The 800-nt window shown below is 63.9% G+C and carries 1 protein-coding gene; it reads right to left on the bottom strand.

The genetic code is table 11. The features are described 5' to 3' along the window. Positions 1 to 216 precede the first annotated feature (216 nt). The gene (gene rplI, locus QMX79_RS20810; protein ID WP_282248469.1) at positions 217 to 666 is read right to left on the bottom strand and encodes a 50S ribosomal protein L9; all 450 of its coding nucleotides are present in this window, start codon (positions 664 to 666) and stop codon (positions 217 to 219) included. Positions 667 to 800: the final 134 nt, after the last annotated feature.

Raw genomic sequence — 800 nt, 5'->3', positions numbered from 1 at the left:
CAGCCCCTGTAGGGACTGTCAAAAACATGGATGTTTTTGCCAAGCCCCCAAGGATGGGTTTACGGCGTGTCCCGTAAGGGGCTGCCCGACGGCCTCCCCGCGCGCGGAAATCAAAGCGCTGCTCTTGGCGCAATGCCGACCAAACCAAGAGCCCCAAAACAAAAACGGGCACCCTCGCGGGCGCCCGTTTCAGCGATTCCAGCCTTGCGGCAGGGATCAGGCTTCGGCTTCCACCACCACCTTGACGGTGGTTTCGACGTCGGCGTGCAGGTGGACGACCACCTCGTACTCGCCCACGTTGCGGAAAGCGCCTTCGCCCAGGATGACTTCGCTCTTTTCCAGGGGCAGGCCGGCCTTGGTGAAGGCTTCGGCGATGTCGCGCGGGCCAACCGAACCGAACAGCTTGCCTTCGGTCGATGCATTGGCGGCAACGGTCACGCTCTTGCCTTCCAGCGCAGCCTTGCGGGCTTCGGCGTCGGCCAGGATCGAGTCAGCCTTGGCCTGGTACTCGGCGCGCTTCTCTTCCAGCTCGGCAACGTTGGAGGCGGTGGCCGGCAGGGCCTTGCCCTTCGGAACGAGGAAGTTACGGCCGTAGCCCGGCTTCACATCAACGATGTCGCCCAGACCGCCGAGGTTGGTGACCTTCTGGATAAGAATCAGCTTCATGGTGCAGCTCCAATATATGTATTCGTTAGCGAGGCAGGCCCCGCAGCGTTTGGCTGTCCGAATATCCGAACGGTAGACCCGGCACCGCCCCCCGCCCAACGGGGGGGGCGGGGGGGGCGACGAAAGCCGCGCCC

It is taken from the genome of Stenotrophomonas sp. PS02300, assembly GCF_029959395.1.
In the GTDB taxonomy this organism is placed as follows: Bacteria; Pseudomonadota; Gammaproteobacteria; order Xanthomonadales; family Xanthomonadaceae; genus Stenotrophomonas; species Stenotrophomonas maltophilia_AD.
This window is presented reverse-complemented; position numbering and strand designations above follow the sequence as displayed.

Excerpts from the sequence above, each read along its gene's own strand:
- rplI (WP_282248469.1), bottom strand. The coding sequence starts at position 666 with ATGAAGCTGATTCTTATCCAGAAGGTCACCAACCTCGGCGGTCTGGGC.